Source organism: Ammoniphilus soli (assembly GCF_040813775.1).
On record NZ_JBEGDL010000012.1, the window covers coordinates 15191 to 40707 of the forward strand.

Sequence of the window (25517 nt, forward strand, 5' to 3'; positions counted from 1 at the left end):
GAAGATATTACCAATACCTAAGCCTATAAGAACATATCCCATTCGTCCTATCTTTTATTCTTATGGGTAGTCATTAAGACTTAATTTTAATAGTAATAGTGCGTAGAGTCTTTTCATAGTTACCCTTGTTTCTTTCCCCCGAAGTTCCTCCTCGTTTAGGAGAGTTTCTCTTATATTAAAGGCTACTCTTAAAACGGAATACATCTCCCAACTAGAAGGACTATTCTTTGTGAACGGTCCCCTTACTTAGCACGTTCTCCCGTTCTGGGATCGTTCCGTTTCTCGACAAAATCCGGGTGGTGACAGGCACTCAATGGATATCACTCCCCACCTAGGAGAGCGGATTTTGCCCATCTACTACTTCTCTTAACGAAACGCCCTAACACAATAAGGCACTTTCTCTCCTGTCTCAGGAGAAGGACTGGTTACCTCCCGATTCTCCCCAATAAGGAATGACCCCAACTTTCCTCACTGGGGACCCTTTCTCTTATCTCTATTCTCCTCCTATGGGAATCTATAAACAGCTAATCTCTCCTTCAGGAGAGTCTATTTATATAAATATATATTTAAAAGACTTAAATAATAGATAGATTAAAAGATCTTGATGATCAGATCATCTCTTCTCCCAATCGGGGACGGCTCCTGTAGGAACCTCACTCTATCATTGTGAATCCCTTCACACAGAATACTACCATTTGGTTGGTTTTCAATTCTGCATCTTTTTTCTAAAGTGAAATGGGGAGAGTGATTCATATGGACGAGCGTCGAATGATTGGCGAGAATATTGGCAGATTAAGAAAAAGACGAGGGTATACGCAGCTAGAACTCGCAAAAAGCTTGAACAACAGTCTTCAATATGTCCAAAAAATTGAACAGCAAGGAACTTTATCTCTGAAGACCCTAATTAAGTTCTCTCACCCCCTACATACAGCGCCTCAGCTTCTTCTTCCCGACTTTTGGATACCTTTGCCTCTCAATCACGAAGACTTTCTCGAGCAATTGTACTTTTATGCAGCCCAAGCCAAAGATGAGGAACAGCGTCGCCAGATCATCCAAACGCTCAAGAAGCTTGTCCAAGAAGATCCACTCCCCTAACACCCACTTTCAGGAGGTTACCTTATGTCCACGCTTTCTACTTTCCCCTATCTTCCCCTTTATCCGTTTACCCTGTCCGATTGGCTCCCCAAGTTAGGCGAAAAAGCCTTCTTAGCTTGGCTAAACTTCCACAGCTGGAAAGATCAGCTCCACTCGACAGCCCCCACCGTTCTACCCTTTTCCCTGACTCAACTAACGAAGCGACTTAAAGTCGGTAACTCTACATTTTACAATCAGATTCTCCGGCCATTATGGAACTATGGATTGATCGATTTAAGAAAAACACCCGGAACGAACCAATGTCTCGTTACCGTTTACCTCTACCCCGAAAACTGTCCGGAAAAAGCACTCCTGCCACTGACCGCACTCCGAGACTACGACCATGACTTTGTTCCTTGTACCTCTAGCTCACCACAGTCTCTCCCTATTGAAGAGGATACGGTCGCTCCTGAACGGGAAGTCGATCCTCCTAATGGCAAACAGATTAACGCCCCCATTTTAGACAAGCCACAACCACCGGATAACGATGTTCAGCCTGATTCACGCTCACCCATCACGACCTTGCCTAAGCAACCAACCGATCTACCGATCTTCTCCCTTCCACCGATCCTCTATCAAGCCATTCAATCGAATCCCGAACTTCTCCTCCGTAAGGAAAGCATAGAAACGATATACATGAAGTGGAAAGATCACCCCCGCTACACGGACCAAGGATACTTGAATAAGATCCGGACATGCATAAGATATTCCCGAGACAAAGAACGATTTGCCGCTTATCTTCATAAAGCTCTCCAGAACGAGTGGAACACTCCTCTTTCTCCTCCTCCAGCACCACATCCCTATGAAGACCCAGACGGTATTCCGCCTTGTCCTCCCGATGTCCCTATCTATGTCTGGAGACAGATCCATTGCCCTCCGAAAGATCCCGGTAAGCTAACACCTGAGCAAGAAGCCCAACTCTATGATCTGAAAAAAGCATTGGGGGAACTTTAGCATGATTAGACTGAAACAATATGGTAGACAGATGTGCGTCTCCTGTTCTCTTACGGTCGCTTCATTCCTCAATGGGGGACTGTATTCTACACCAGAATCAGGCCTCCAATCCTATCATCATGAATGCTTCCTAGAAAACTTGGCTCGCGCCAAGCAACAAGTTTTCCTCGTGCTGTCCAAATGATGTAACGCAGTTATAAATTCAGACAGTACAACGAATCCAAACCATCTCTCTAGGAGGTAAAGACAAATGAACCAAATAGAAATGAACGAGCATACCGAAGGACTATCGAAAAATGACCCTTGGAGATATTTTCTCATGAATCTATTAGCTCTTGAACTCTTGAAACCTCATTCCCCTCGTTCAACTTGGCCACATATCGAACAGATGGGAGAGACCATGTGCTATTTTCACGCTGGCACCTTTACATATCATAACGAGTTAGGCGAACTCATTTCCGCTCCCTTTCACCTCGCCCATACGGGTCCAATTGCAATCCTTGTAAATGCGCAAACTGAAGAAATTCTCACCGATCTATCCTTCCATACCGACCTTTTCATGGTGGTCGAGAAAAAGCTGGCCTTGATCATGATGACAAGGATAGGTCAAGTCCTGTTAAGAGTTCATGATCCAGCCCTCTTCCAGCTTTGGAAAGGGATCTTTCCCCCGGGACACATTGCCGCGGCTACCCAGTTTTATCATCAATTTAAAAAGGAGCGTACTTCCCATGTTTAATATCGAATGTAAACCCAGCCCTCACTTCACGCCTAACGTTCGACAAAACCCGGGTGGTGACAGGCACGCTGCTGCGCTCATCGTGCTACATACGATGGCCGGGTCGCTAGCGGGAACTCTAGCGCACTTCCAACACCCCAACAGCAAAGTAAGCAGCCATTATGGAGTGGGCAAGAAAGGAGAGATCCACCAGTACGTCCAGGAAACCGATGGCGCCTGGACCAATGGACGGATCTTAAAGCCCTCAGCTAAACAAATCCTTCTTCGTGGCAGCAACCCCAACCGTTATACCATCACTATTGAATTTGAAGGAAAAGATCGAGGCGGAGCCATTGACGAAGCACAGTATCAAGCCGGGCTCTGGCTTATCCGCCAAATCGCTAGTCGCTGGAACATCCCTATGACCCGTGAGTACATTATTGGGCACTATGAAATAGACTCCGTGAATAAACCCAACTGTCCTGGCCCTCTCTTTCCTTGGTCCCGCCTAATGAAAGACCTCGAATCCCCCCACCGTCACGTATCCATCTGCCGAAACGGAAATCCGATTGCCATGGGCTATATTGATAAAGGAACGACCTTTGCCCCCATTCGAAAGGTAGCCGAGGCCTTGGGCTACACCGTAGAATGGGATGAGCTGGATTTTAAAGTGAATTTAACGGGAACTCCTAGAAAATAACTTTGTACTCAAAAACTATAAAATATTATATTTTATTGTTTACAAAAAAAAGAAAGATGATAGTATAAAAGTATCAAAGAAAGGAGGTGAACCACATGCTAATGACCCGTGACATCAAGGAAATCAAGCTCGTCTTCATCAGCGGAATGAGCCCCGATGGCAAGGCCATCCGCAAGACCCGCATCTACAAGAACGTCAATGCTGCAAATGCTACCCTGGAGAACGCCCACGCGTTCGGACAAGCCATGGCAGCCCTATCCGAATGGCCTCTCGATCAAGTCATTCTCTCCACGGATCAAGAAATCATCGAAGTTCTTGGCTAATCTTCATCTTGACTCCCCAGACAGTTCCTCGATTTGATCCCCTAATGAAAGGAGGTGTACCTCATGCCTCGTGAACTTAACGAATCCCTCATCTCTCTGTACTTCAACAAATTGGACGGAAAAACCTTAAAGCTGGACGTCCCCGCTCCCAAAGCAGATCTTACATCCGCAACGGTGAAAGCCCAGATGGAAGCGGTTCTAGCCATTGGAGGATTGTTCGACATCGCATCCATTAAAGATGCTGGAATTACGGAACGGACCGTCACTGACTTTAGCGTTGAAGAGTAATCCGGTTTCGACAGGTGACAGGCACCTGTCGAATAACCCAAAGGAGGGAGACCCTATGGAACAGTTGGACCTCATTCCACTGATCGGCAATCTGGGTTTCCCCATTTTTGTTTCCTGGTATTTGCTCACAAGGGTGGAAAACAAGATGGATAATTTGACCACCTCGATTGCCGAGATGACCAAAGCGATCCATGGGTGGAAGGAAACATAGAGTGGCGGAAACCCAAAGCCTATTCAGCAGGGCACTGGTCGAACGAAAAGCAAAAAGGCCTGATCCTCATCCGTACGGGAGGAGTTCAGGCCTTCTTTTTGGTACAGCACAACCTATGAACGCTTGTGTTATCTCTCTTATTTGTTAAAATTTCTAGCTACTGCCACTACATCAAATATATCAATGTCTTGATCCTTATCGACATCAAAGACTATTTTTTCATCAATAGCCTGTTGCCCAAAGGCTTTGTAAAGCTGTATTATAAATATTCTCCGCCAATTGCTCAGCTCATTGCTGACAGTGAAATGTTAAAAATGACGGTTAGAGTCCTATTGGCTCCAGTAGTGTTGTTGGTATATGCAATGTTTCATCCAATAGTCCTTTTACCTATTGTAACAACTATGATCCTCTGGTGGTATATAAAACAGAAGTATCAACTGGTTTGATATCATAAAAAGCCTCTGGGATTCCAAGGGGCTTTTTTCATTGAAAGGAATGGTGCATGGGTAAAATCAACTGGGGTCAGACCCCCTACCCAAGGGGTATCACCCCCGGAGGCGGGCAAAAATAAAAAGGCATTCAAAAATGAATAACCTTCTAATAATTGATTATTGAGAAACCGCTTGTTTCACAGCCTCAATCTCTGCAGCAGAGAATTTAGAATAAGCGATTGCTATTAGCTCTTTCTTTTCTTCTACAGTCAAACCATCACTAGCCATTTTTCTAAAACGATTAATTTCTGCAGCTGAAAACCGACTCATCGCAAATTTAACTGCATCCTGTTTACTAGCGAATTGGTTAGTACCTTTACTGTTTTGATTGCTTGTGCTTTGATCGGATTTATTAGTCGTACCGTCTGATGTACCTGTTTTTGGGCTTTCTTTTTCCATACTGTCCTGTGTATCAGTTTCTTGATCTACGTCCGCCAAAAGTTCCGCTTTAGATATTTCATTAGATATTTCATTAGATAATTCATTGGAACCAGCTATTTTATTAAGATCTTTCATGATTTCTTCGTTACTCGATAGTTCTTCAGCTATTTTTTCCGATGCTTTGTTAATAACATAGTTATAACCGGCAAATCCCCCCGCACAAATAATTACCAAAACAGTAATCGATGCCCAAAACCATTTCTTCTTCATCGTCATCTCCACCTATAAGTTATCATTTACTTATGGTACATGATATCATGAAAATATTAATTGGGAATTAAAAAATGAAGTTGAGTGTTAGAGCAGTATTCACCATCATATATGATTTTTTCTAGTTTCTATTCTGCACTTCTTTTCCCTCAATGAATAGTAAGGAACATCTGCTTTCCTGGTGGCGATAGGCGCTATATTGTCAGTTACATTGAGAACTAACTCCAGTCTTTTTTAGATGGAAGGTGAGTAGTAATGAGATTGCTGTTTTCTTCATAATTTCACTTCAATTATTTGCTTCATCAGTTTCTTATGGATCTATCATATCCTCACTCTCTTCACCATCACCAAGCTCCTGCTCATGGAATCGAATCTCTCCATCTGGTGAAATAGAGTAAGTACTAGTTACTACACTTTCCGGTTCCTTATGCTCCACCGGCGAGGTGTCGTTTTCAGGCGAAGGGGTATTTTCTGTCACCGCAGCAGGGACAGACTCGGCTGGTTCCGGTGCTGATGGTGCTGGAGGGGCAATGGTTTCCTTCTTTTTTGGTACTGTTACAACCGGAGGTAAGATACCTTCTCTATCGACTTCTCAGGTCGCTTTGGAGGTGGAGTTACAGGTAGCTTTTTCTTCTCTACCGAAGCCGGTGAATCCATTGGCATCTTCTTCTCCTGCTCAGGTACTGCATGAACCGTTGGCTCCTCCTTTGGCTGGTCTACCACTTTCTCCTCACTTGCCTGATTCATTGGCTTCTCGTTTAAGGTTTCTTTATCTGCAATAGGCAAAGAGGAAGCAGGTGTTTCGGCCTTTTGCTCTTCTGGAACAAAAACGGCAGGGATCATTTCATTTTTGTACACAGCAGGTGTAGTCTGCCCTTCCATCGCAAGCGGAAATAACCCTATTATAACCCCTAGCAGACTGGATGATAGTATGGCTCGCAGATTATACACATCTTTTCCAACCCTTCCTATATTTCCCTTTTCTTATACCATTCTAGCTCTATCCCTGTTTTCTGCGCAGTACATATATCCTGTTTTGGTAAGGGGTAATCAATAAAGGTTACTAGTTCAATCATCAATATGATTTTATCATCGCAATGATCCGTTTGACGCTTTCTTCACTTCTTTGATCCCATACTTTTTTAGCTATCGTATCTTCCAGATACTTAATGGTTTCTGCTTTTTTATTTTCCAATATGATCAGACTCCCATCTACCCTTACGGTTGCTAACGTAAATATAGTATTAATTTACCGTATGATATTTCTGGTTGTATCGCAAATCTTGTCGAAATGGTTTCTCCTGATGTTCGTCCCTCGCTTTTATGGATAGATTCTACCTATCAATTCAATTAAAACGTAAGCGTCTAATAACTTGGTGGATAGAAAAAGAGCAAAATCTCAAGTAAACTGAGTTTTGCTCTATTTGCAGGCTTCTTGAACTTCTGGACTCCACGGAAGGTAATCGTCAAGAAATTCTGGGTGCTGGCCGAACTGTACTCCCGGCAATTGGCTAAAGATGAATTGAAGATATTTATATGGATTAAGACCATTTGCTTTAGCACTTTCGATGATGCTGTAAACGGCCGCACTGGCCGAGGCTCCCTTCGGGCTTCCGCTAAAAAGCCAATTTCGACGTCCGATGGTAAAGGGACGAATGCTATTTTCTGCAAGGTTGTTTGAAATGGAGCAGTTGCCGTCCTTAAGATAATTCATAAACTCTTCCTTATGGTTCAGCGCATAAGTCAAAGCCTCACTTAGTTTGGATTTGGGCAAAATCTTCCCTCTGGTAGAATCGACCCATGCCCAAAAGGCCTCTAAAACGGGTTTTTCTCGTTTCAGACGCTCCGATTTACGCTGTTCGCTCGAGAGGTTCTCAAGTGTCTTTTCTATTTCGAAAAGTTTGTTGCAGAATGTAATACCTTGGCTTGGAAGGGTCGCTTCCGGGCTATGTATATCTTTCGGAAGGGCATCTACGAATTTCCTTCGAAGATGCGTCCAACATAGGCACCTTGTGATAGCTGGAATCTTTTTGTACCCCGCGTATGCATCCGAGTGAAGGTACCCTTTGAAACCTTTTAGGAATTTCTGAGGGTATTTGCCGCTTCTGCCAGGTTGTTCCCTGGTATTCAACTCTAAACCTCCCTTTGGAGTTTTTCGATTAAAGTCGAAAAACTCTACAAACTCTAATTTAGAGAATTGTCTCAAAGACTTAGGGAAGTTTCCATACACTGACTTATTAGACGCTTACCGATTCACATCCGAAAAAGGATATGAATTGGGTTCTATCGCTTCGACAAAATCCGGGTGGTGACAGTGGCACTCTAATCCTCGACGAAGCGTTGGTAGTATTGTCTTTTTTCTTCGGCTTTTCCTGGGTAGAGTTTTAGGATTCTAACTACGTTGACGGGGCATAGGGATGTTTTTCTTAGGTCGGTGAGATATTGAGGGTAGCTGCTCCAGGGGTATTCTGCGGGGGTTACTGTTAGTTGGGCGACAACGGGATTGTTATGAATATAGCGGCTGACATAAGCAAGTCCATGGCCTTCCGTTACGGGTTGGCTATAAAATCGTTTTTCAAATACATGTCCTGAAACACCGTAGCGATTATTAAAATAATTTGCGAATCCTTTATTGATTCGTGCCATTACTCGGGATATAGTATTGGTTTCTGATGAGAGTAATAAGTGATAATGGTTAGGCATCAGGCAGTAAGCATAGAGTTGGTAGGGGGTCTTTTCATTGGCGAGGTTCATAATGCGCAAAAACACTTCATAGTCTAAGGTATCCTTAAACAGTTTTGCCCTTTGGTTTCCTCTTCCGGTCACGTGATAGGCTACGCCCGGGTGCCATATTCTCGGTTTTCGTCCCATCCTTGGCTCCTTCCTCATTTTTATGGTCTATAGATGTAGACCCACATAGAAGTTCCTCAAATTTATGTTCTGTTCCACCACTCCTCTTCTAATTGAGTTCCAAATATTAATTCAACAAGATGAGCAGTTTTCCCTGCATAAACCTTTTACACCACCATCGACAAAAGTCGGGTGGTGACAGGCACTCGCGTTTAATAAAACCAATCTTTGTAAAAAATGAGAATATCAAATAGTTTTGAAAGAAGGAATATCATGGATGAATATAGAAATAAGAAATACAGTATAAAGAAATTCAAAGAAGATGAGGTGATACACATGATTACCGTACATCAAAGTCCAACAGTCCGGAAAGTAAAGAAAGAAAAATTCGCTGTAAAAAATAAAAAGAACGTAAGCGCACGGGATATCCAACATTCAATTGGTATCTATGGTTCGTTCGGTCGTACTCTTGTTGATCTTCATAACCAAGGCAGGTAAAAATATGGAATTTATTATTAACACTGAACAAATGGATACAGAGGATTTTTCACAAGCATCCATTTATCTGGATGCTTGTTTTATTTTGTCTTTCTTAGATAAAACTGACCCTAGATCTGACTCATGTTGCTGATGCTCTTGACCTATGGACTGAAAATAATGTCATTCTAGGAATCAGCAACCATACCTTCGCTGAAGTGACTAACCGATTATTCCAAGGGCTCGTGTTAGGGTCCCTTCAGGTTTACCATGAAAACAATAAGTTATTAAATCAAACCAATAATGGTTACGATAAACTCACACCTCAAGAGAAAGCAATGTTAGTAGAACTAGAATCAGCTAAGTATTTATACCGCATTGCCAAAAAAGAGGAGATTCTTCGCTTCTACAATAAAGAATTATCCGCTAATATCAATGAATTAATTAAAAGAGCAAAAGAGAATGAAGTGAATCGGGACAAGCTTGATGTTTTCTACAACTTATCTGTTACCATATTTGAAAACTTCATCCGCAGCTTACGACAAGATCTTGGTTTTACAGTAGATATCTTAGATTCTACTGACGACGATTATCAGTTGGCCAAAGTACATATGCGTATCACCCAGCTAGACCCGACGGATTCTCTCCATTTAGCAATTGCTAGAATGAACGGATACCAATACTTAGCCACATTAGATAGTGATTTTGTCCATAATTATTATTCAAACGTAGACTCATGGAATCTAAAAATAATTAAAGTCGCTTAAGCATTGAAAAATTAAGTCCTGCTTGAGTATCAATAATTACTGGGGTAAGCCCCTTTAACGCTTTAAATTTGTGGCAAACCTCCAATAACTGTTCATCCGTTGTAGACTCGGTGAACTACTGACCTTTTGAAAAAGCCGAGCTTCAGTTTCTACGCCACGAACTGATGTCCGTAGAACATATATATAACTTGAGCGTGCCCAAAACCACTTCTGATACCCTTTCGAGGGCTTCCAGATTCTTTTCAGAAAGATTAATGGCCCCATTTACATCGGCATTGATCACCGGTTGGCACTCTTTACAAATATACAATCCTCGATACTTACGATTCACTTTACTTGGAAGGCATTTCTTTGCAACAAGCACACGTTTGGAAGGTATATTCTTCTGTAATTTCATGAGCCACCGAAACCCCTTTTTCCTCTGCCTTATAGGGTAATGAAAACTTGCAAACCTAATAAAAAACGCCAGTGATCTTCTCAACTAACTCATACTCTTTTACAATAACCATACGTTGTTTTTTAGAGGATGTCTCTAGTGAACCTGTTGCAGCAGGCTCACTAGAGACATCCTTTTCCTTTTCTATGATACAGTCATTACATGCGTCAATCTCTGGACAGGCAATATTAGCATAGCTTGGGTGACCCTATTTAGTTTTTCTTTCTTAGAGCCTCTACACCACCCTCGACATAATTCGGGTGGTGACAGGCACTCCTCTAAAAAAGGAGGTGGTTGAGGGCGTTGAGGGGGGCTTTGGCTTTAGGGCCATGCCAGCCTAAAGCGTTGCCGGCGAGTTTCAGGTATTCGTTTACGGTTACTCTTATGCTGGACTTGGATGTCCACCATAAAAGAGGTTTAAAGAAGCCGCTCTTACTTGATATGTATGTTAATTCCACGTTTGTTTCTTCATAGGCTTTTTCAAAGAGATATTTTACTCTTTTCATATGATAGTCAGAGGAAACGACAATGGCTGAACGAAAGTGATGATGAATCATAATTTCTTTAGTATAGATAGCATTATCTAGCGTACTACGAGCTTTATCCTCCATGATGATGGATGAGGAAGGAAGATGCTTTCTAGCTTTTTCCTCCAGATTTGTTTCTAATCCATTGGAAAGGATTAGATGATCGGCATAACCTTTTTGATATAACATCATGGCCTTATCCAATCGCTCCGATCCTCCGCTCAAGATAATGATGGCATCCACTTTCTTTGGTTCTTCATCGAGGACTAGAAAAGTTCCGGCAAACAGAAAGATAGCTAAAGAAAGGAGAAGAGCAGCCCATCGGTAATGCATTTGCCACTTTTTCCTTCTCATCATTTTATACCGGCTTAACCTATTCGAATGATTTCTCTTATTCATGGTCGAATCCTCAAGTTTCATCCATGGTTCTCCTATAATTAAGGCCGTGGGAGGACATCCAGTCAAAGCAAAATGATCCTATCACGGCCTTTCTCGATCTCCAACTGCTAAGTAATAGAACGTTAAACATCCGCTCATCCTAATGGCCATCGTTTATTGGTCTTTACCGGTTGCTTTTCTTGATCTAATGAGGATAATCATAGACTTTCATTATTCCTCTATCCCTTTATATTGTTCGTATCTCAACCCTTCTCTTATGACTAAAAAAATACTTTTAATAGAAAAACGTTCGAAATGAATAGGATCGAGATCCAAAAACTCATTATCTTAGACGAAAAAAAAGACTAGGTTTAAAGTTCATGATAAACAAGACGCCATTTGATTTAGAGTTGATCTTAAATCGTCTATATCTCGCTGATAAGCTCACTAATATTTAAGCCAATACACGATGAGCTTAGCCCATTCACTGAGAACGACTTCCTGTTTCTCCCCATCCTGCCACCAGTTCTGCAGATGATCAAAGCGCTTGTCCTTTGCCCCGGCATATGTTAGGTGAATCCCGGTGTCTTGATAAAGCTGTTCGAAAATATATTGGCTTCGTTTTGAATGCCAGTCCGTCGTGACAACCACAGCGGATTTCCAATGGTTCTTCTGAAGAACTTCTTTCGTATAAAGAGCATTCTCATAAGTACTTCGGGATGATTCCTCATTGTAGATATCCCGTTCGGGGACCCCTAACTTTGTGGCTAAAGCTGTCATTTCATCTACAGCTTTCGTCCGCCATGACAGAGACGTTCCGTCCGAAAAGAGCAGCCTGGGAGCCAAACCGTTTTGGTAAAGCTCTACCGCTCTCTCTGTTCGTTCCCCTTGTGTTTCTCCGCCCAATACAATTATGACATCACTCTTCTCCAACTGTTCGTTTAAGATGAGATAATCCGCCATCGCTCGGAAGATAATATTTTTGGTTAGAATCAAGCCGAGCACTACGGAAAAGAATACAACCAACCATACTTTTGCTTTTCTCATTCTTTTTCTTCTCCCAACATACTTCCCAATACATCATAAATGTAGGGTTTGAGCATCAAGTCTGAAAATGATCAATCAAACAATCTTCTTCATGTCCTGGTTCATATAAAGCTCTTTCTTACGCTTATTAATATGATAATTTAACATCTTCTGCATGACTTCTAGTTGTTCAATGGTTAATTCATCCTGGTTAATATAGCGGATGGTTTTCTTTAATGCTTTAGGATAATCATCAAAACACTTCACTATTAACTCCCCCATTTATGTTTCTTCACTCTCTTATTCATGCCATATCTTTTACATGAGAGTTACTGCTTGTTCATGTAAAAGATATAGCATGATCTATGCTGAGATCTACACTCTGCATTCTACTAGAATACAACTTTAATAATCTAAAGCCTAATACACGCCCAATCTGTATAAAAGATTGGGCGCTTTTTCTTTCTCCACCGATCGACAAAATCCGGGCGGTGACAGGCACTCTATACTAAAACGGCGGGGGTGAGTTGTTGTTTGATGACGTCGGCGATTCCATTTACGTATTGCTTGAGGTCATCTTCGTTGGGGCCTTCGGCCATGACGCGGATGAGGGATTCGGTTCCTGATGCGCGGACGAGGACTCTCCCGCTATCCCCTAGTTTTTCTTCAACAGAGCGGATGGCTGCTTGGATCGTTTCATTAGTATCCCATCCCGTTTTATCTTCCACTCGTACGTTAACTAAGAGTTGGGGATATTTTCGCATCTGAGAGGCGAGTTGGGACAATGACTTCCCTTCCGTCTTGATGACATCCAACAACTGGATTGCGGATAACATGCCATCCCCTGTGGTATTATAGTCTAGCATAATAATATGACCGGATTGCTCGCCACCCAGGTTATATCCTCCGCTGATCATCTCCTCCATCACATATCGATCTTTGCTTTGCTTTTAGTCCATTGGTTTGCAAAGCCTTAAAGAAGCCTATATTACTCATAACCGTAGAGACGACGGTATTGTGCTTCAGACGACAATCTTTAGACATAGCAGTGCCAAGAATAAATAGGATTTGGTCTCCATCAACCATATTCCCCTGCTCATCTACGGCGATCAGACGATCCGCATCCCCATCAAAAGCCAGTCCCAAATCGGCCTTCTGCTCAACAACTACTTTCTGTAGGTGTTCAGGATGAGTAGATCCGCAACCCTCATTGATATTTAAACCATCCGGTTGATGTGCAAAAACAATCGTCTCCGCTCCCAAATCACGGAAAAGCTGAAGAGCAAGGGCATAAGCTGCACCATTTGCACAATCCAATACGACTTTCAAACCGTGAAAAGAATTCTTCACCGTCGTTTTTAAATAAGAAAGATATTTCTGTCCACCTTCACGATAATCCGTAACCGTACCAATGGCCGCTGCAACTGAACGAGGAAGTTGATCCTCTTCTGCATCCATTAATGCCTCAATGTCAGCTTCCAGTTCATCCGACAGCTTAAATCCATCCCCACCAAAAAACTTAATCCCGTTATCTTGGAATGGATTATGAGAGGCCGAGATCATCACCCCTTCATCCGCATCTAATGAACGAGTTAGAAAAGCAACACCTGGTGTGGAAATAACACCTACTCTTATGACGTCCACTCCAATAGAAAGTAACCCAGCTGTTAATGAAGCTTCCAACATTTGTCCAGATATACGCGTATCTCGACCAATAAGGACCTTTGATCGTTTTTCCTGATTATCCTTCGTAAGAACAAATCCTCCAAATCGCCCCAATTTAAATGCCAATTCTGGAGTTAAGCCTTTGTTTGCTACGCCTCTTACTCCATCTGTTCCAAAATATTTACCCATTTTTTCTACTCCTATCTATCTATTATCTAACATTGGTTTTCAAAAAACTTTAGAATTAAAAATCTAAGCGCTCTGTGATGGTCCAGCTAGTTAAGCCCCACTTCTTTATACCTCATTTATTTTCACACTTTAAACTTTAGAAGGACATTTTAGACCCCAACTTGGTTTGTTAGTTATATTTTTGAATCATCTTCATTACATCATAAAAAAGTTATAACATTATTAAAATTTAAAGACTAAAATTGGATTATTTTTTAATCTAATATCATTTCTGTATTCGTCAATAAATATTTGAGCCAGTGTGATCACGTTAAAAGTGAGCCATGGTTAACAATCTCCCGCTGACAAGATTTCTCCTTCAGATCCATCTCATCATCGACAAAATCCAGGTGGTGACAGTGCACCTCTTACTCCATCCGTTCCGAATATTTACCCGTTTCTTCTCTACTCCTATCAATTAATTTCCTACCATTGGTTTTCAAAAAACTAAAATACTAAATGAGGCCTGACCGCTTTAAACAGTTAGACCTTTTTTTAGTTCTCAATTCCTTATTTAAACTCGAGTTTGACAGCAACACCCTACAATTGTGGATAACGGTTCTTGTCCTTCATGGGATAAGGGCCGTTTTTTGTGGATAATATGGCGATTTCGTAGTGTTATGTGGATAACTTCATTGTATTCATATGTGGTCATTTTATGGTAAAATATAACTACCATGTATATTAAAGTGAACAAGCAGAAAAACAAGGACGGCTCGCTCCGTCAATATATTCAGGTAGCTCGTTCTTTCCGAGTCAATAAGAAACAAGTTCGCCAAGAAACCCTCTGTACCTTAGGGAGGTTAGAAGATTTACAAGAGGGCGACCTTGATACTCTTATCGAGGGACTTGCCAAATTCTCAGATCGGTATTTTGAGCGAATTCACGGAAAGGGGAATCTACCCATCTCTATTCATTGGACGAAAGATTTTGGCCCAGCGTTTATCTTCCGTAAGATTTGGGAGAAGTTGAACTTAAAGGGTTTTCTTCAACGTGCCATAGAAGATACCCACATTGTGTCTCATCTCGATGAGGCCATCTTTGCCATGGTGTTGAATCGTCTCATGGCCCCCTCTAGCAAATATGGACTCTTCCGTCAGTGGGTGCAGACCATCTATGCCCAAGGATTGTCGGAACTTCAACTTCATCACTATTATCGAGCCCTTGACTTTTTAACGGAGCAAAAAGAGTCAATGGAACAGCATCTGTTTGGTCAACTCACGGATCTACTGAATCTGGAGGTGGATTTGGTGTTCTATGATACGACCAGTAGTTACTTTGAAGGTGATGGCCCGGAAGAATTGGCGGAGTATGGATACTCCAAGGATCACCGGGGAGATCGAAAACAAGTGGTCATTGGATTGCTGATGACGAAGCAAGGCATTCCGGTGGCCCACCAAGTGTTTCCAGGGAATCTCCATGACACCAAAACGTTTTCCCTTGTCATTCAGGACTTGAAATCCAGGTTCCAGGTAGACAAGGTGATTCTCGTGGGTGATCGTGGGATGGTGAGTGAAACCAATCTCGAAGAAATTCGGAAACTGGATATGGAATACATTGTTGGGGTTAAGCTTCGTAAATCTAAGAAAGCCCAACAACTCCTGAGTATTCGTGGTCGGTACACGCAAGTAAAAAAGAATTTGGAGATCAAAAGTGCAAAGATCGATGGGGATACGTATGTCCTTTGTTACAATCCGGATGGAGCAGAACGAGACAAGATCTCACGCGACATCGTATTAGAAAAACTGCGGAAAAAAATAACGGAACTTGGTCCTACTGGGCTGGTCAAGAACCGAGCGTATTCCAAATTTCTCACCATAGATAAAGCAGCGGCATCCATTGATGAAGAGAAGATCAAAGAGGACGCACGGTTTGATGGAAAATATGCCGTTCGATCCAACAGTTCTCTCTCTGCCCAAGAGATTGCCTTGGCCTACAAACAACTGTGGCGGGTCGAAGCCGCATTTCGAGATTTGAAACAGAATCTCGATCTCCGGCCGATGTACCATCGAACGGAAGATCGGGTTCGCGGTCATATCATGATTTGCTTCCTAGCCCTTGTTCTAGAGTCTTTCATGCGATTGAAGTTGAAGGAATCTGGATCTACTTCATCCTATTCTCAAGTCATGCATGATCTAGAGCAACTGAAAGTAAGTAAAGTTCTGACAGAGGGAAAAGAAGTTGTTGTTCGCAACGAATTGACTGGACAAGCTTTTGATGCTTTCAAGGCACTTGGAACTCAAGTTCCTCCACGTATCTTAGAGGGCGGGGAATCTATAGAAGAGCCTGCCACTGAATAATGTAGTGGTACGCATAATGGAAAAGGCCTGAAATCCCAATGGTTTCAGGCTTCTTTGAAGTGCATGGTGTCAAACTCGAGTTAAAATAACCTTGATCAACGACATTTTTCGACTGGGGTCAGACCCCTACCCGAAGGGGTATCTCCGAGGCGAGCATTTATACATAAGAGAACAACAGTAAGTGGGTAGTTTTTTGTTATAATAGTAGAAATTGGGTACGTCCTCGACATTCGTGTTCAATGAGAGATAATGTTATGAACTTCGAGTATTAGAGACAATCTTGATTAAAAAGGGGGAGATGTAGGTGGGGATTAATTACAATTAATTGTGGGTAGGATCTCAACAGCAAGTATACACTATTTGGCATCAGACACTCTAGTAGATTCATTACTATGATATCCAGCATCCTGTGTGGCTTGGCTGGCGTTGGATAAAATTGCTATAGCACGTTAGCGGTTGAGCTTATTTTTCTTAACTCTTTAATAATGAATATCGATATTCATCCAGATTTATGGGATCAAATAATCCCTCTGTAAAAAAGGATACATATGCTCTTTTTTGAACTTACCACAGTCCGCAATGCTATACACCTTAATTCATTGAATATATCAAGTGCATTAAGATATTAATATAATGCACCTATTAAAAGGTCTGTATTTAGCTATCTAATTATTATATTTAGGAGGATAATTCCTTCCTTAATTTATAGAACGATGATCATAAAACTAATAAGGAGTGACTCACTTAGATGACAAACAATGGTAAATCGTATAGCCAAATGAGGCATGACTATATTAAGGATTGGCCGAATGCTCAACCGTTTGTAGTAGAGAAAGAGTATAATACTAAAATTGCTAATTTTAAGGAACAAGGTAAGGAATTATTTTTGCCGCACCCGATAAGTCACTCATCAGATACTTATCATAATATCGCTGTTTCCTTTTTAATAGATGCATTAGATGTAATGCCGTTGCATCCAAATTTTGCATTCGATTTTATTTTTCGTGCATTTGATAATTACTCAGGTAATTTATTTAGTGTTTCCACTTTGAAAGATAAATTGGAAAGAAGTATAGACACGTGGGAAAGGATAATAGAGAATAACGAACAAGTTAAAAGTTTGTTTAATAAACTCTTGGAACATATCCCCCAAATAACATGTCAATACCTATATTCCCGCATATTTAAGAACTTCGATGGTACTAAACCTGCTGAGGAACAGAGCCAAGGTGAACTTGGATTGCTCTTATTTAGGCTCTTGAGAATCGAAAAGCTTAACAGGAACAATTTTATTATTCACGACACAAAAATGAAAGAAATTATAGAACTAGCATTCATAAAATTTGGGTTTAACGAACAAAACTATAGTGACACTATTAGAAAAGGAAGTAGATTTTTCTACAGATATTTCAATAAAGACTTAGTAAAATTACCTTCAGGTGAAAACGGGAATGAAAAAGATTTTACCATCGAAACTAGGGATAAGTTACATTTGTTGGTTAATGGAATTTTGTTCACAATGAGAAACGACCGTGCTCATGGTGCGAGTTCCTCTTCATTCAAAAGTAGTAAGGCATCATTAAGAACATATGCACACAATCACTTTTGCTTTATGACTATTTATTTTTTGCTGCATTTACTGATGATCGACCAAAGGAGCTCCGAAATTGGAGTATTGACTAATGTTATGAATCGCAATGTGGATGGTTATCTAGAGTTTTATAATGGCATCTTGGAGATATGATGGGGAGATAAAAGGGTAACGAAATTTTTGCACAAGGTAATTCTTGCATTCGAATTGTTTTCGTTACGTGGATTTATTGAAAGGACAGTTTCCAAACATTTATTCCATTAAGGGGGCACAACTTAAGACGCTTATTCTTTAATCCGATAGGGGTCAGACCCCTACCTGAGGGGGTATCCCCGAGGCGGCACTTCTCTATCTAACTTGTCTCTTTGAACAACTGCCTAATGTTGACACGCCAAACAAGGATACGTTAGATCAGCTGCTCCCTTGGTCAGAGAGTTTACCACTAACCTGCCGTGTCTTTAAAAAGAATACGCAAATTAAATAAAGCCCTCATTTAGTTGACTAGTGTTACTGCTCCAACATGGACAAGAATGCAGACGGGTATGTACCCATAAATTTAAATGAGCTAGAGTTCGGACAATTCTCGCCAGCCAGCCGGGAGCATCTCCAACATAGGGTCCAAAAGGATGGTGTGCAGACTGTGAAGGGACGGACCCCTCCTTCACAGGATCTTGCTGGTAACGGATAGTAATCGCATGTAGGCTACCCAGCCAGTAGGGAAGGAGGGTATGAACCCACTTTCGCCACCGATACAAGGTTGAGTCATCTGCCGCAATATCTTCATAGGCAGCAGGCCCCATAGCCACCCGCTCGATGCTATTCATTTCGTAACGTTTATATGGGACTAAGCAATCTGGTAATTCATGATGAATTCAACGGCATTGGGTACAACGTAGCCTACGGATCACCAAAACCTTAACTTTCTCCACACTCATTGATACACTTCCGCCTACGACTTCCAATACAAATAAGCTGTTCTTCACAGCATGGGCAAGCAACTACTTCCGCACACCGAACAAAAAACGTCGGTGATCTTCTCAACCAGCTCATACTCTGTTACAATAACCATACGTTGTTTTTTGGGGATGTCTCTAGTGAACCTGTTGGCGCAGGATCACTAGAGACATCCTTTTCCTTTTCTATGATATGGTCATTATATTCGTCAATTCATGGACAGGCAATACCGTCAGCTTTTAGACAATTTAGCCTAGCAAAAACAGACTAGGTGGGGGCTATTTGGCGCTTACACTACACCTAATACTCCGTTCCAAAATATTTGCCCTTTTTTTCTATACCGCGTTCAATCAATTTCCTATCATTGGTTTTTGAAAAACTAAAATACTAAACAAGGCCTGAAATTTATACCGTCAGACCTTGTTTTATATCACCTTTCGTTTCCTAGATAACCTTGTAATCAACGACATTTTTCGACTGGGGTCAGACCCCTACCTGAGGGGGTACCACCCCCGATGCGGGCAAAAGCACTTCGCCGTTATCGATCAAAGGGCCTTCTACTCCACCCCATAATACCCCACATACCAATTCGCAAACCTCTGCAATCCTTCCTCGATCGACGTTTCCGGCTTAAATCCCACAGTTTCCTGCAGCAAATCCGTCGAAGCAAATGTTGCAGGCACATCACCAGGCTTAATCGGCTCAAATACTTTTTCAAAAAGTACCTCTCTACCTAAAGCCTTGCTCAAGCATTTTTCTAATGTACCAATAAACACCATCAGCTTCTCCGGACTATTGTTTCCAATGTTAAAAACTTTATGTGGTACTGAATCAGAACCAGTAGGCGGATTACTTATCAACCGCTCAATTCCAATCACGATGTCATCGATATACGTAAAGTCACGATAGAGATCATTATCAAAATCACCGTTATTGAATATCTTAATGGAATCTCCAGCAAAGTACTTATCGGTAAACCCGAAATACGCCATATCCGGTCTTCCCATAGGACCATACACGGTAAAGAAACGAAGTCCTGTCGCTGGAATCTTGTATAGATGGCTATATGTATGAGCCATCAATTCATTGGATTTCTTCGTTGATGCATAAAGGGATACCGGATGATCGACAAAATCAGTTTCCTCAAAAGGAACCTTCTTATTCGCCCCATAAACGGAGCTTGATGATGCGTAAACCAGATGTTCCACTGGATGGTACCGGCAGGCTTCCAGAATATTAAAAAATCCAATGACATTACTTTGAATATAAACATCCGGATTCTCAATCGAGTACCGTACGCCAGCTTGGGCCGCTAGATTCACGACCACATGCGGCTTGTACGCTTCAAAGGTCTTCATCACCATATCCTTATCAGAAATATCCCCTTTGATAAAGGTAAACCTCTCATAAGGCTCCAGCTGCTCCAAACGAGCATGTTTCAGGTTCACATCATAGTAATCATTGATATTATCAATCCCAATCACGGTGCAGCCCTGTTCCAATAGTTTCTTGGATAAGAAATATCCGATGAAGCCTGCTGCTCCGGTGATTAGATAGGTTTTGCTAGGATCAAGAGGTTTGTAACTCAAGGTTCTTCGACTCCTTTACACCATCTCTACTCGCAGGTTTTCTTCCGATCGAGTGATACTCTACCCCTGCATCTTGCATCTCTTCTACCCGATGAATATTCCTTCCGTCATAGACTAAAGGCGTTCTCATCAGCTTCTTATATGTTTCAGGCGTTACGGCTTTCACTTCTCCCCACTCGGTAAAGATAAAGCAGACATTCGCCCCTTCTAAGGCATCCCCGATATTCTGAACATATGTGATTCTGCCTTTGACATTATCACCTTCTGGATACAATTTCGCAAAGTTCTCTGCACCCACAGGGTCATACGCATAGATATCTGCCCCTTGCTCTAATAATAAAGGCACATTATCAAGGGATGGTGCTTCCCGCAAATCATCCGTTCCAGGCTTAAAAGTCAACCCTAGTACGGCTACCTTCAGGCCGCTAAAGGTAATGAGCCTTTTCCTCGCTTTTTTATATAACATGGTCTTTTGATCGACGTTCACATCGATGGCCGCCGTCACCGTTCTTAAATCATAGCCATGCTGCTTCGCCAGGTGCTCCAAAGCCTTTGTATCCTTGGGGAAGCATGAACCGCCAAAGCCAATCCCAGCATTTAAAAACTTGCTTCCGATCCGCTCGTCATAGCTCATCCCTTTGGCAACGTCCTGAATATCTGCACCAACCAATTCACAAAGATTGGCGATATCATTCATATAGGAAATTTTAAGAGCAAGGAAGTCATTCGATGCATACTTAATCATTTCTGCGGATCTTCGATTGACGGAAACAATCGGCAAATGAAACGGCTCATAAAGCTTGGTCAAAAGAGCTTCCGCCCACTTGCTCTCTGTTCCAATAATAATCCGATCCGCATGCAGGGTATCACGTACGGCAGAACCTTGGGCCAAAAATTCCGGGTTGGAGGCCACTTCCACTTTCACATCATGAACTAAAAAATCATGAATAAACTGCTCCACTTTATCGTTCGTTCCGACTGGAACGGTAGATTTAACAACAACCAAACAATCCTTCTCTACGTTTTCAGCGATTTGCCTTGCCACGGTTGCTATGTAGGAGAGATTCGCAGAACCGTCCGGCTGTTCTGGAGTACCCACACCTATAAATATGGCATCTGCATCCTTGTAGGCTGATTTGTAATCAGTCGTATAATCAATTCTACCAGCTGCATAATTTTTCTGCATCAATTCTTCTAAACCCGCTTCATAAATAGGTGAAACCCCAGACTTCATTATGTCTACTTTTTTCTCATCTATATCTACACAAGTTACTTGATGGCCAACTTCGGCAAAGCATACACCTGCAACTAAACCGACATAGCCTGTTCCTGCTACTGCTATTTTATACATAAATCAATTTTCCTTTCTATTATTCTTTATTTATATCAAATTAACAAATTGTATTTCACAACAGGAAGATGGAATTTAAGTTATTAACTCATTAGACCTAAAATTTCAGGATGAGATTCAGTATAACTTTAACGATTTTTTTTTCGAAACAAATTTAGAATTTCATTTTTCGTAATAACTCTATACTTGATTACTAATAATAGATAACTCATAATTCCTACTAGTATAGATAGAATTAGGCTAATTAATTCTTCCTGAACAAATAATTGGCTTAAATATACAATAACCCCCATTATCATAGTCAATACTAGCAACTTAAGGAAGGTTCTGTTTATTTCCAGATAGATATATTTATCTTCTATTACATGTATATAAACTGTACTTATTATAACAATTGAATAAATAGTATATGTGAATAAAGTACTGTATACCGCACCAATAGTCCCGAACTTAGGTATAAAAACAATATTTAAAAATATATTTAAACTAGCGGATATACCAACCATTATAGCTCTTTTACGAGCAAACCCTAAGTAATCTAGTATAGGACTAAGGACAGAATTTAAGCTGTAGAAAAAAAGAAAGATAGTCATTAATTGTAAAATTTGAACAGAAGGTAAAAACCTTTCTCCAAAAAAAACCACAGTAAGCTCCCTACTCACTAAAAACAAACCCAAGCATATTGGTAATGTTAGTAATAAAGTTACTCTCAATACTTTTACTAGCTGAAATGACCTTTTACTTTTATCTATTGATATAAGTGCTGGAGCCGTTGCATGACCTATCGATACCATTGGCATATGCACTTTTCCAATTATCATGGTTGCCAAGCTATAAAAACCGACTGCTTGACTATCCATAAAATATTGAACCATTAAAATATCTGTTTTCATATAAAGGTAGAAGCTCATAGAAATAAAAAACATAGGAATTGAATATATCATTATACTTTTAAGAGTATTCGAATCAAATCCAGGATAAGATAATATCTTTAATCTTTTATTAGAATAAATAATTGCAGCTAAGAATAATAAGGTTATTACAACCTCTGATATTAATACCGCGGCGATTCCAAAACCCCCAATTAATAAAACAGCAATTAGTAACATATTTCCAACATTATAAAATAAGTTAAACTTTGTACTTAAATCAAGTCTTCTTAACCCTTGGAAAACTTTTAAAAAAAATTCTCTAAATGATCTAAGGAGAGTTATGGCTATCAACAAAAGACTATATTCATCTAATTCAACCTTTAAAAGATTTTCTATAAAAGGTAGTGCATTAACCAATAACAAGATTATTATTAATGAACTACCTATTTTTATTGCTAACCCATTAAAAATATACTCCGATCTACGGAACGGATTATCTTGGTGTTCAGCAACATACCTTGCGACAGATGAAGAAAAACCAAAGTCTGCAACCATGACTGATAATACAGTTAATGTAAGTATTGTTTGTAAGAGACCATATTGATTCGGCCCCAAATATCTAGTTGTTAATATTAATATAGCAAACCCAAAAACTAAGTTCACCAATTGACCTACCATAGACCACATTGTGCCAATTTTGATTGAATTTACCTTCATTATTCGTCACCACTATATATTTTAAGTAACGTATTCGAACTTGCTTTAATATCATAGCCACTATTAATTAGTGCTGGTTCTATACTTTCCCACTTCTTCTCATCTAAGATAACTGACCCTTCAATCGCTCTTATCCAATACTGTATTCCATCAGATAGGCTCTGTCTTTTTATTAATCCAATATTCAAATCTGCCTCCGCAGGTATCACATCTGATATAAGACATGGTATTCCTGCTGCTTGTGCTTCAACCAAAACGATACCCAATCCTTCATAAAGAGATGGGAAAAGAAATAAGTCGATAGACGAAAGAATATACTCAATATCATTTCTGAGACCTAGGAAATGTACTTTATCTTCTATATTCTTTTCACGAACTAGTCTTTCTATATTTTCTCGTTCATTACCTTCACCTACTAATACTAGGTGGGCGTTAGGTTCTTTTTTCAAATAAGCAGAGAATAATTCTACAACAAAAACATGATTCTTCTGTTTTGTGAAACGACCAATATGCCCAATTAACATACTATTATTAGATAATTTCAATTCATCAGTAAGATAACTTTTATCTCTTGTTAAGTTTTTATACTTTCTCAAATCTATAGCATTCGGAAAATGCTTAGAAACCCCTGACTTGTATGTTGATTTTCCAAATACATATTCACAAGCTTCTTTAGAACAACCAATTAAATGTGTGGCATTTTTTAATATTCTCTGTCTCATAATTTGTCTATATATTTTTCGGAAAATTGAATTATCTTTGCTATCGCTAGTATTGTGACTATGTGCAATTCTAATAGGTATACTATGTTTATTTGCAACACTCAATACTATTCCACTAAAGAAAAGAACATGACTATGTATAGCGTCATAGGGTCCATATTCTATTATCGTTGATTCAAGCGCTTTTTTGTATTTCTTCAAGCTATTCTTTGGTTTAGGATGGGGAATTATTCTCCCACCCAATTTTAATATTTCATCATCATAAAAACACTTATCTGTTGTTTGAACGGCAAAATCAAATTGAACTTTATTTCTATCGATATTTCTATAAATATTCATTATAAGTGTTTCTAAACCTGCTGCATTCATTGCGCCAACTACATGTAATATTTTAATCTTTTTCTCTGAGTCCTTTCTCAACAAAATCTAACATCTCCCTTTTCTTTACATTAATGATGTCAAAAATCTCATCTTCTAATTGACAGTTTTTTTCTATTTTTTTTAAAATAGTTTCCACAACTACTTCTACTTCTTCATTAAAATCAATGATATAATCATTTAATCCTAACTCTTTAAAGTTACTTTCTAGTTTTTTATCCCATACTATTCCGAAAGTATTTTTCATTAACGAAATTGATGGTAAACACGCATGTAACCTTTGTGCAACTACTAAATCTTGCTGTTGAATCGTTGCAAGAACATCCTTATAATTAGTTGGATAATCTAAGAAAGAGATACCTTTAACATTTGCTAATTCCCTCTTAATAAAGTATTCGACAAAACCATTATCTGTAGGTGCACCGTTTGTGAATATATTGACATTATACCCAAACGCAGTTAGCTTTTTTGCTAAAGTAGTCCACCAAGTTGTAGAATCTTGTCTACTCCAATGGAAATTACTATGTCTTCTCATCTCATTTGGATCCATTATACCTAAACCAACTTTCTTTTGAGAATGATTCTTTGTTTCATATCTGTTCATTTCATTTACAAATAAAGCGGGGTCTGAGAGCGCGACTACTTTATCCTTCAAGTTATGATCTATAGAAATCAAGAAATCTCTTGAGTCAGAATCTCTTACTGAAATATATTTTGCGTACTCAAGCGCTTCTAAAAACACCTTTTTGGCAGCTTTACTCCACGGACCTTTAGCTCCAACTAAAGCAAAGATCACAGGGGTTTTACTCAAACGAGCCTCTTTAATAATATTATTTATACCTATGGGAAAATTTAAGTAATTATCAATTAATAAGTGCCCCCCACCTATAACAACCATATCTACTTTAGCAATACTTTCCTTCAGTTCGGTTGCTAACTTGATGTTTTTTTTATATTTTCTATACACTTTTAAACTTCTCATGAAATCTGGAATAAGTTGTTTAATCATACTAGTAGAGTTTAGCTTTATACGAGTAGTATTTTCGAAATCTTCCACTTTTCCTACAGTAAAATCAAAATTCAAAACTTCATATTGATCATTTGTAAGATGAATAATATAATTTATAGTTTCTGCAATTATTCGATCTCCGAGGTTTCCTGAGTTTGCTACACCACAGACTAAAACTCTTTTCATAATTGTTGACACTCCTTAGAATCAAGA

At 40.1% G+C, this 25517-nt stretch carries 26 protein-coding genes and 2 pseudogenes; 13 read left to right on the forward strand and 15 right to left on the reverse strand.

Annotated features, from left to right (window positions below; translation table 11 throughout):
• The first annotated feature begins 753 nt into the window (after nucleotides 1–753).
• The 9 genes from ABLT31_RS21145 to ABLT31_RS21185 all read left to right on the forward strand — a co-directional run bounded on the left by ABLT31_RS21145 (nucleotide 754) and on the right by ABLT31_RS21185 (nucleotide 4771).
• On the forward strand, nucleotides 754–1095 hold the full coding sequence (locus tag ABLT31_RS21145) for a helix-turn-helix domain-containing protein (protein WP_367755397.1): 342 nt from the start codon (nucleotides 754–756) through the stop codon (nucleotides 1093–1095).
• A gap of 24 nt (nucleotides 1096–1119) precedes the next feature.
• Nucleotides 1120–2088, forward strand: coding sequence for a hypothetical protein (locus tag ABLT31_RS21150; RefSeq protein ID WP_367755399.1), 969 nt, complete (start codon nucleotides 1120–1122; stop codon nucleotides 2086–2088).
• A 1-nt stretch (nucleotide 2089) separates the two neighbouring features.
• The gene (locus ABLT31_RS21155) at nucleotides 2090–2272 is read left to right on the forward strand and encodes a hypothetical protein (protein WP_367755401.1); all 183 of its coding nucleotides are present in this window, start codon (nucleotides 2090–2092) and stop codon (nucleotides 2270–2272) included.
• Nucleotides 2273–2338: 66 nt separating this feature from the next.
• On the forward strand, nucleotides 2339–2824 hold the full coding sequence (locus tag ABLT31_RS21160) for a hypothetical protein (protein WP_367755403.1): 486 nt from the start codon (nucleotides 2339–2341) through the stop codon (nucleotides 2822–2824).
• A complete protein-coding gene (locus tag ABLT31_RS21165) occupies nucleotides 2817–3503 on the forward strand; it encodes an N-acetylmuramoyl-L-alanine amidase (protein WP_367755405.1) in 687 nt (228 codons plus the stop codon). The genes ABLT31_RS21160 and ABLT31_RS21165 overlap by 8 nt, the downstream gene beginning before the upstream one ends.
• A gap of 95 nt (nucleotides 3504–3598) precedes the next feature.
• Nucleotides 3599–3826 (forward strand): DUF1659 domain-containing protein, encoded by a 228-nt coding sequence (locus tag ABLT31_RS21170; protein ID WP_367755407.1) that lies wholly within the window; start codon nucleotides 3599–3601, stop codon nucleotides 3824–3826.
• Between the two features lie 63 nt (nucleotides 3827–3889).
• Nucleotides 3890–4114 carry a DUF2922 domain-containing protein gene (locus tag ABLT31_RS21175; protein WP_367755409.1) on the forward strand — a complete coding sequence of 75 codons (225 nt, stop codon included), beginning with the start codon at nucleotides 3890–3892 and terminating at the stop codon, nucleotides 4112–4114.
• 55 nt (nucleotides 4115–4169) lie between these two features.
• The gene (locus ABLT31_RS21180) at nucleotides 4170–4325 is read left to right on the forward strand and encodes a YvrJ family protein (RefSeq protein WP_367755411.1); all 156 of its coding nucleotides are present in this window, start codon (nucleotides 4170–4172) and stop codon (nucleotides 4323–4325) included.
• Nucleotides 4326–4450: 125 nt separating this feature from the next.
• The gene (locus ABLT31_RS21185; RefSeq protein ID WP_367755413.1) at nucleotides 4451–4771 is read left to right on the forward strand and encodes a CFI-box-CTERM domain-containing protein; all 321 of its coding nucleotides are present in this window, start codon (nucleotides 4451–4453) and stop codon (nucleotides 4769–4771) included.
• A gap of 162 nt (nucleotides 4772–4933) precedes the next feature.
• Here the strand turns inward: ABLT31_RS21185 and ABLT31_RS21190 are convergent, their stop codons facing one another.
• The 5 genes and pseudogenes from ABLT31_RS21190 to ABLT31_RS21210 all read right to left on the reverse strand — a co-directional run bounded on the left by ABLT31_RS21190 (nucleotide 4934) and on the right by ABLT31_RS21210 (nucleotide 8338).
• Complete coding sequence (locus tag ABLT31_RS21190; protein ID WP_367755415.1) at nucleotides 4934–5467, reverse strand: hypothetical protein; 534 nt, start codon at nucleotides 5465–5467, stop codon at nucleotides 4934–4936.
• Nucleotides 5468–5777: 310 nt separating this feature from the next.
• Complete coding sequence (locus ABLT31_RS21195; RefSeq protein WP_367755417.1) at nucleotides 5778–5903, reverse strand: hypothetical protein; 126 nt, start codon at nucleotides 5901–5903, stop codon at nucleotides 5778–5780.
• 119 nt (nucleotides 5904–6022) lie between these two features.
• On the reverse strand, nucleotides 6023–6418 hold the full coding sequence (locus tag ABLT31_RS21200; RefSeq protein WP_367755419.1) for a hypothetical protein: 396 nt from the start codon (nucleotides 6416–6418) through the stop codon (nucleotides 6023–6025).
• Between the two features lie 469 nt (nucleotides 6419–6887).
• Nucleotides 6888–7583: pseudogene (tnpC, locus tag ABLT31_RS21205) on the reverse strand (IS66 family transposase); the annotation flags it as partial.
• 206 nt (nucleotides 7584–7789) lie between these two features.
• A complete protein-coding gene (locus ABLT31_RS21210; RefSeq protein WP_367755421.1) occupies nucleotides 7790–8338 on the reverse strand; it encodes an REP-associated tyrosine transposase in 549 nt (182 codons plus the stop codon).
• A 252-nt stretch (nucleotides 8339–8590) separates the two neighbouring features.
• Between ABLT31_RS21210 and ABLT31_RS21215 the strand changes: the two genes are divergently transcribed.
• Nucleotides 8591–8815 (forward strand): hypothetical protein, encoded by a 225-nt coding sequence (locus ABLT31_RS21215; protein ID WP_367755423.1) that lies wholly within the window; start codon nucleotides 8591–8593, stop codon nucleotides 8813–8815.
• Nucleotides 8816–9039: 224 nt separating this feature from the next.
• The gene (locus tag ABLT31_RS21220; protein WP_367755425.1) at nucleotides 9040–9561 is read left to right on the forward strand and encodes a type II toxin-antitoxin system VapC family toxin; all 522 of its coding nucleotides are present in this window, start codon (nucleotides 9040–9042) and stop codon (nucleotides 9559–9561) included.
• Between the two features lie 714 nt (nucleotides 9562–10275).
• Here ABLT31_RS21220 and ABLT31_RS21225 read toward each other — a convergent pair.
• From ABLT31_RS21225 to glmM, 4 genes and pseudogenes are all read right to left on the reverse strand, one after another.
• Nucleotides 10276–10944, reverse strand: coding sequence for a YdcF family protein (locus ABLT31_RS21225; RefSeq protein ID WP_367755427.1), 669 nt, complete (start codon nucleotides 10942–10944; stop codon nucleotides 10276–10278).
• Between the two features lie 405 nt (nucleotides 10945–11349).
• On the reverse strand, nucleotides 11350–11949 hold the full coding sequence (locus tag ABLT31_RS21230) for a YdcF family protein (protein ID WP_367755429.1): 600 nt from the start codon (nucleotides 11947–11949) through the stop codon (nucleotides 11350–11352).
• Between the two features lie 75 nt (nucleotides 11950–12024).
• Nucleotides 12025–12195: a LytR family transcriptional regulator gene (locus ABLT31_RS21235; RefSeq protein WP_367755431.1), complete on the reverse strand. Its 171-nt coding sequence runs from the start codon at nucleotides 12193–12195 to the stop codon at nucleotides 12025–12027.
• Nucleotides 12196–12431: 236 nt separating this feature from the next.
• Nucleotides 12432–13782: pseudogene (glmM, locus tag ABLT31_RS21240) on the reverse strand (phosphoglucosamine mutase).
• 716 nt (nucleotides 13783–14498) lie between these two features.
• Between glmM and ABLT31_RS21245 the strand changes: the two are divergent.
• Both ABLT31_RS21245 and ABLT31_RS21250 read left to right on the forward strand, forming a co-directional pair.
• On the forward strand, nucleotides 14499–16121 hold the full coding sequence (locus ABLT31_RS21245) for an IS1634 family transposase (protein WP_367755433.1): 1623 nt from the start codon (nucleotides 14499–14501) through the stop codon (nucleotides 16119–16121).
• 748 nt (nucleotides 16122–16869) lie between these two features.
• The gene (locus ABLT31_RS21250; RefSeq protein ID WP_367755435.1) at nucleotides 16870–17865 is read left to right on the forward strand and encodes a hypothetical protein; all 996 of its coding nucleotides are present in this window, start codon (nucleotides 16870–16872) and stop codon (nucleotides 17863–17865) included.
• A 323-nt stretch (nucleotides 17866–18188) separates the two neighbouring features.
• On the opposite strand, the gene ABLT31_RS21255 is transcribed toward ABLT31_RS21250, so the two are convergent.
• The 6 genes from ABLT31_RS21255 to ABLT31_RS21280 form a co-directional block, all read right to left on the reverse strand.
• Nucleotides 18189–18536, reverse strand: coding sequence for a hypothetical protein (locus tag ABLT31_RS21255; protein WP_367755437.1), 348 nt, complete (start codon nucleotides 18534–18536; stop codon nucleotides 18189–18191).
• Nucleotides 18537–19223: 687 nt separating this feature from the next.
• Nucleotides 19224–20255, reverse strand: a complete 1032-nt coding sequence (locus tag ABLT31_RS21260) for an SDR family NAD(P)-dependent oxidoreductase (RefSeq protein ID WP_367755439.1) — start codon at nucleotides 20253–20255, stop codon at nucleotides 19224–19226.
• Nucleotides 20236–21606, reverse strand: coding sequence for a UDP-glucose dehydrogenase family protein (locus tag ABLT31_RS21265; protein WP_367755441.1), 1371 nt, complete (start codon nucleotides 21604–21606; stop codon nucleotides 20236–20238). Before ABLT31_RS21265 ends, ABLT31_RS21260 begins: the two co-directional genes overlap by 20 nt.
• A gap of 128 nt (nucleotides 21607–21734) precedes the next feature.
• The gene (locus ABLT31_RS21270) at nucleotides 21735–23195 is read right to left on the reverse strand and encodes a flippase (protein WP_367755443.1); all 1461 of its coding nucleotides are present in this window, start codon (nucleotides 23193–23195) and stop codon (nucleotides 21735–21737) included.
• Nucleotides 23195–24340, reverse strand: a complete 1146-nt coding sequence (locus ABLT31_RS21275; protein ID WP_367755445.1) for a glycosyltransferase family 1 protein — start codon at nucleotides 24338–24340, stop codon at nucleotides 23195–23197. The genes ABLT31_RS21270 and ABLT31_RS21275 overlap by 1 nt, the downstream gene beginning before the upstream one ends.
• Nucleotides 24309–25490, reverse strand: a complete 1182-nt coding sequence (locus ABLT31_RS21280; protein WP_367755448.1) for a polysaccharide pyruvyl transferase family protein — start codon at nucleotides 25488–25490, stop codon at nucleotides 24309–24311. Before ABLT31_RS21280 ends, ABLT31_RS21275 begins: the two co-directional genes overlap by 32 nt.
• Nucleotides 25491–25517 lie beyond the last annotated feature (27 nt).

Excerpts from the sequence above, each read along its gene's own strand:
- ABLT31_RS21145 (WP_367755397.1), top strand. The coding sequence starts at position 754 with ATGGACGAGCGTCGAATGATTGGCGAGAATATTGGCAGATTAAGAAAA.
- ABLT31_RS21150 (WP_367755399.1), top strand. The coding sequence starts at position 1,120 with ATGTCCACGCTTTCTACTTTCCCCTATCTTCCCCTTTATCCGTTTACC.
- ABLT31_RS21155 (WP_367755401.1), top strand. The coding sequence starts at position 2,090 with ATGATTAGACTGAAACAATATGGTAGACAGATGTGCGTCTCCTGTTCT.
- ABLT31_RS21160 (WP_367755403.1), top strand. The coding sequence starts at position 2,339 with ATGAACCAAATAGAAATGAACGAGCATACCGAAGGACTATCGAAAAAT.
- ABLT31_RS21165 (WP_367755405.1), top strand. The coding sequence starts at position 2,817 with ATGTTTAATATCGAATGTAAACCCAGCCCTCACTTCACGCCTAACGTT.
- ABLT31_RS21170 (WP_367755407.1), top strand. The coding sequence starts at position 3,599 with ATGCTAATGACCCGTGACATCAAGGAAATCAAGCTCGTCTTCATCAGC.
- ABLT31_RS21175 (WP_367755409.1), top strand. The coding sequence starts at position 3,890 with ATGCCTCGTGAACTTAACGAATCCCTCATCTCTCTGTACTTCAACAAA.
- ABLT31_RS21180 (WP_367755411.1), top strand. The coding sequence starts at position 4,170 with ATGGAACAGTTGGACCTCATTCCACTGATCGGCAATCTGGGTTTCCCC.
- ABLT31_RS21190 (WP_367755415.1), bottom strand. The coding sequence starts at position 5,467 with ATGAAGAAGAAATGGTTTTGGGCATCGATTACTGTTTTGGTAATTATT.
- ABLT31_RS21210 (WP_367755421.1), bottom strand. The coding sequence starts at position 8,338 with ATGGGACGAAAACCGAGAATATGGCACCCGGGCGTAGCCTATCACGTG.
- ABLT31_RS21215 (WP_367755423.1), top strand. The coding sequence starts at position 8,591 with ATGGATGAATATAGAAATAAGAAATACAGTATAAAGAAATTCAAAGAA.
- ABLT31_RS21225 (WP_367755427.1), bottom strand. The coding sequence starts at position 10,944 with ATGAAACTTGAGGATTCGACCATGAATAAGAGAAATCATTCGAATAGG.
- ABLT31_RS21230 (WP_367755429.1), bottom strand. The coding sequence starts at position 11,949 with ATGAGAAAAGCAAAAGTATGGTTGGTTGTATTCTTTTCCGTAGTGCTC.
- ABLT31_RS21245 (WP_367755433.1), top strand. The coding sequence starts at position 14,499 with ATGTATATTAAAGTGAACAAGCAGAAAAACAAGGACGGCTCGCTCCGT.
- ABLT31_RS21250 (WP_367755435.1), top strand. The coding sequence starts at position 16,870 with ATGACAAACAATGGTAAATCGTATAGCCAAATGAGGCATGACTATATT.
- ABLT31_RS21255 (WP_367755437.1), bottom strand. The coding sequence starts at position 18,536 with ATGAATAGCATCGAGCGGGTGGCTATGGGGCCTGCTGCCTATGAAGAT.
- ABLT31_RS21265 (WP_367755441.1), bottom strand. The coding sequence starts at position 21,606 with ATGTATAAAATAGCAGTAGCAGGAACAGGCTATGTCGGTTTAGTTGCA.
- ABLT31_RS21270 (WP_367755443.1), bottom strand. The coding sequence starts at position 23,195 with ATGAAGGTAAATTCAATCAAAATTGGCACAATGTGGTCTATGGTAGGT.
- ABLT31_RS21280 (WP_367755448.1), bottom strand. The coding sequence starts at position 25,490 with ATGAAAAGAGTTTTAGTCTGTGGTGTAGCAAACTCAGGAAACCTCGGA.